Annotated in this window: 5 protein-coding genes and 1 pseudogene; all 6 read left to right on the plus strand. The window is 27.8% G+C overall.

Translation table 11 applies throughout. From position 1 onward, the window contains the following. Positions 1-402 (plus strand): annotated as a pseudogene (locus ABWO04_RS09865) (hypothetical protein); the annotation flags it as partial. A gap of 71 nt (positions 403-473) precedes the next feature. Beyond that, complete coding sequence (locus ABWO04_RS09870; protein ID WP_353079547.1) at positions 474-1,505, plus strand: hypothetical protein; 1,032 nt, start codon at positions 474-476, stop codon at positions 1,503-1,505. After that, positions 1,505-2,356, plus strand: a complete 852-nt coding sequence (locus ABWO04_RS09875) for an EamA family transporter (protein ID WP_353079548.1) — start codon at positions 1,505-1,507, stop codon at positions 2,354-2,356. Before ABWO04_RS09870 ends, ABWO04_RS09875 begins: the two co-directional genes overlap by 1 nt. Positions 2,357-2,709: 353 nt before the next feature. After that, positions 2,710-2,901 (plus strand): hypothetical protein, encoded by a 192-nt coding sequence (locus ABWO04_RS09880; RefSeq protein ID WP_291241866.1) that lies wholly within the window; start codon positions 2,710-2,712, stop codon positions 2,899-2,901. 3 nt (positions 2,902-2,904) lie between these two features. Further along, on the plus strand, positions 2,905-3,975 hold the full coding sequence (locus ABWO04_RS09885; protein WP_353079549.1) for a hypothetical protein: 1,071 nt from the start codon (positions 2,905-2,907) through the stop codon (positions 3,973-3,975). A gap of 1 nt (position 3,976) precedes the next feature. Beyond that, positions 3,977-4,625 (plus strand): uracil-DNA glycosylase family protein (locus tag ABWO04_RS09890; protein WP_353079550.1); only part of this gene is annotated, 649 nt, incomplete at its 3' end.

Consider the following 4,625-nt stretch of genomic DNA (forward strand, 5'->3'; position numbering starts at 1 on the left):
AGTTTTTTCTTAGAAGAAATAATTCCTGCATTACTAATTAAAAATGAATATGAGTTTTTAAAATTGATATTAGATACGTATTACGAAGAACTTTTTGAGTCGGATGTATGGTCATCTACTACAACAAGTGCTATTTATTTAATTGGTTTGTCAAATAGTAATTGGCATGCAAAATCCTATTCTAGAGCCAAGCGAAATTTAGAGTTAGTGCAATTGGAATTAGTTGAAATAGGCTATTATGATTACTTATCTTTGTTTTATTATTATACCAAATTAAAAATTAGTTTTTCAGAAAAAGCAATTGAAACAAATCGTAATGCCTTAAAAAACATAAAACTTCACGTTAAAAAAACAGGATTTAAATTGTTTCTTTCATTAGCTAAAGAATTTAGTCTAAGATAGGTGGTTAAACTTGAACTAACTTGAACTGTAACTTTCATTTATATTTTATAATTTTATAAAAAATAAAAAATATGTATTACGATAAGATTTTGCTAGATAAAATATTTAACAAAACAGGTATCTATATCACTAATAAAAACGAGTGTAAATTATTAAGTCAGATTATTGCTAGTGAAAAAAAAGGATACTTATCGGAATCTACTTTATATCGTTTTTTTCTTAGTCCAAATGGCAAACACAAGCCGTATAAAAATACTTTAAATATATTGGCTCAATTCTGCGGATATGTTTCTTGGGATAACTTTGTGAATTATTGTGATAGCGTGCATTTATTTACGGATGCTAATTTCTTAAACAAGACCTTCGATACAATTATTACTGATTTTGTAAATCAAGAGAAATTTAACTCTTTAATTGATGTTTTTGATAGTGTATCACACGAAAATTATAAAACTAAAGAATATGTTGGACTTCGGGCTTTTATATCATTTCAAAAAACCACATCGTTTTCAACTTTTGTTAAAAAATATGGGCAGCATGATTTTGTAAGAAATATTCTTTTAGAATCTTTATACGATCCTTTTCATCGAATTCAAGGTTATACAGATAGTTTTCAATATTATTTAGAATCAACGCATCCAAGTGATACTAATTATTTGCAAGATTATATTTTTGCGAATGCAGTTTTGTTCCGTTATTTTTATTTTAATGATATTCTAAAAGCTAAAGAAATTGGTAAAAAACTTTATGGCTTACCTATTAGTTCCAATGAACTTGATACAATTTATATATTTCCAAAAGCGCGATATGTAGCTTATAAAATGTGGTATTTGCATCTAAACGAAGCTAAGAAAAATACTATAATTGATTATTTAGATGAAGTATATTATTTTATTGAAAATGAATTTAATAAATCCAATTTAATTATTGAGATAAATATAGTTTATGAAACCTTTATTGAAGTTGTTCAACAGTTAAATTTAGTGAAACTAGAAGAGAAGATTAATACACTTTATGACATAAAAATTAAATCGCTAAAAATTAGTAACTTGTCTACAATAAAACCGATGCATTCAAATGGTTTATTAAATATTTTAAAATAATGTTGTATATTTTACTGTCCATATTATTATTTTCATTTAATAATGTTTTGTGGAAAAAAAATCTAGAAAAACTACCAGTTTCATTTTTGGTTGCGTACCGTGCCTTTTTTACAAGTACTGTTGCATTAATTCTTTTTTTTTATTTTCATAGCGAAACAGTTGTAAATCCTCAACTGATTTTACGAATTACAACCGGCTCTATTTTTGGCGTAATTGGCTTGTTTTCTATGCTTTCTGTAATCCAAAAAGCCTCTTTACAATGGTTGGGTATTTATAATTTATTAGGTATAGTTTTTACTTCTCTATATTTATGGTTTTTTGAGAGAGTGGTGTTTACGCAATCTATTTTTGGATTGATTTTAATACTCATGGGTTTTATTTTTTATATATACTCCAATAAAGAAGCTCACATAAAAATCACTATAAAACAACACGCCTTATTGCTTTTAATGACAATGAGTTTTTCAGTATCTTCATTAGTGAATTGGAAAAATTTAAAAAGTGACATTCCGCCATTATTAATTATTTCCAATCAGGAGATTGTTGTTTTTATTACGGCTTTTGTCTTAACGATATTTAAGTTCAAAACAATAAAAATTAAAGAAGTTTGTAAAAATTATTTTTTAAGAGTCATATTAATGGCGTTTATTATTTTTCTTGCCTTACTTTTTAGTTTTTTAGGATTGAAAATTACAAATCCTGTTGTTTCTAGTGTCTTATTTTTGGCTAGTCCGTTAACTACTATCTTATTATCTAAGTTGATATTTCGAGAACAACTTACGCTTAAAAACGGAATGGCAATTTTAATCATTGCTACAGGAGCGTTTATTTTACATTATTATACTGTTTAGCAAAGTCCTAAATTTGTTTTTAATTTTCTATTTAATACAGTTTACATACACTATCCATACACTATCTATACACTATCTATGGAGTATCTATACACCATCTCTTTTGAAACGATACATTTTTTATAGTCGTTTTTGGTAGTAAAGTTTACTTTTCGGCAAAAAGTTACCTTTTTTGCAACTGAAATTTCCCAAACGGTTTTTTACCTTTAACTTGAACCAACTTAAACTAAATCCAGATAGTTATACTTCTTATTTTTACAATAATTAAACAAATTGTGGAGACCAGAACCCACATAAAAAAAACGGGGCGTATTCTGAAAAGCCACAAGAGTAAGAGTAGAAATATATTTATTATGGCAAAATTTATATTAACAAAAAAAAGATCAGCAGCTTGGGAAACATTAAAAGAAGGAGAAACAATTGTTATTGAAATATCATCTTCTTCACTACATTATTCTGATGTAAGTAAGTACTTAGAAAAAATCGGAAAGAAGCCAAAGTCTATGGAATTGAATTTATCGTCATTTGACGTTCAAAAACTATAATGAATGATTCAATTAAAAACAGTCTATTCAATAGATAACGGACCTAATTCAATAATTTTTACAGAAGGTAAAAAAGATAGTATTACAGGTACCCACAACGATGGAACGTTTACAGGTTTTATTGAAGGAAATGTGCTTAAGGGAACATTTCACAATACAAAAGTAAATGCAAGTGGGCTCATTGAAGTTACTTTCCATGAAAGTGGATTTGAAGCCAAATGGAAAAATGGAATGGAACCGGGTCCGATGCGGGGGAAATGGGTTGGAAAACTGAACGGTGATTCAATAAAATCTGAATCTACAAAAATCAGTTCTTTTGAATTAAATATTTACACAGGTAATGATGAAATTTCTGAAATATTAGATCAATTAGTAGCTCAATCTCCAGAAATTAAGGAAGAATTTTCTAAACAGTTATTGGATTTTGTTAGAGAAAATCAAGAATTTTTATGGCTACTTCCAGCTTATTTCCAGAAGTTATATCAATTGGATTGGCTTATAGATGATGGAGAATTGGATGGTGATATTAACGGTTTTTATAGCGATTCACAATTTGCTGATGAAATGTCAACTCGTATATTTAGTAAACAATGCATGTATTTTGATTCTCAAAGTAGTCTTTTTGCATGGAATGAAGAAGATGACAAAGTAAGTCTTTTTAATTTGATTTTAGAAGATATGGGGATTACATTGGAAGAATTAATATTAAGTTATAATTCAGATTATAAGTCATCAGAAAAAATTCATTTCATTAAATTTATTAATATTTTGCGAACTGTTTTATATGCAAGTATTGTTAGGGCATTTTATAGCGAAGAGTTAGATAATGAGGATATAGGATATTTAATTATCTCACCATTGGAAGATGAAAATATTTATACTATCGAAGCTGAAACGAGCGGTTTTGGGGATGCTTTGGCTTGGGCCATTGAGGATGTACTTTACTGTTTAAGAGTTAATGTAAATAATGAAGATTATGATGAGGACTGGGGTAATTATTCAAAAAATTACGAAAAAATAGCTGAAACAATAAATGATCAAGAAAGTTATAATAATCCGTTAATTGAAATATAAAATGGACAATATAAAAATTAAAGAATTATATAAAAAAAGATATAATTTTCAAGACTTTTACGAAATAGCTACTACTTTAATCAATCAAAATAAATTGTTTAGTAATGGAAGTAATCAAAGCGTTCAAAAGGAAAAAATTGAATGTCAAAATGGTGATATTCGCGTTGATTTACCGATAAGTTTTGGTTCGGAAAAGGCAACGTATCGATTGGCTATTTTAGGATTAGAACCAAGAGATTCCAATTCAAAATACAATATAAACCGTTCTGGTAAGTTTGTTTTTGGCACTCCATTTGGAATAGAATATTGGACAGAGAAAAATAAATATTATAGATGTTTCGAATCGTTATTTCAAAGACAAGATTGTTATCTATATTTTACAGATGTTGTAAAAGAGTATGAAGTTAAAGATTCCAAAGGTGCTGCAGATATTAATGCCAGAAAAACATTTTGGACAAAAGCAGCGCTAGAGGATAATATTACCTTCTTAAAATCGGAATTTGATATTATTAAACCAACTCATATTTTAGCATTGGGTAATGATACTCACGCTTTTTTAAAGCTGCATTTTGGAGATAAAGTAGTACAAGTTATTCATCCAAACGCAAGGCAAAATCAACAATCAAAATTAAACGCTTGGGAAATTGCTA

The organism is Flavobacterium sp., from assembly GCF_040382755.1.
Classification (GTDB): domain Bacteria; phylum Bacteroidota; class Bacteroidia; order Flavobacteriales; family Flavobacteriaceae; genus Flavobacterium.

Coding starts and splice junctions, on each gene's coding strand:
- ABWO04_RS09880 (WP_291241866.1), top strand. CDS start 2,710: ATGGCAAAATTTATATTAACAAAAAAAAGATCAGCAGCTTGGGAAACA.
- ABWO04_RS09870 (WP_353079547.1), top strand. CDS start 474: ATGTATTACGATAAGATTTTGCTAGATAAAATATTTAACAAAACAGGT.
- ABWO04_RS09885 (WP_353079549.1), top strand. CDS start 2,905: ATGATTCAATTAAAAACAGTCTATTCAATAGATAACGGACCTAATTCA.
- ABWO04_RS09875 (WP_353079548.1), top strand. CDS start 1,505: ATGTTGTATATTTTACTGTCCATATTATTATTTTCATTTAATAATGTT.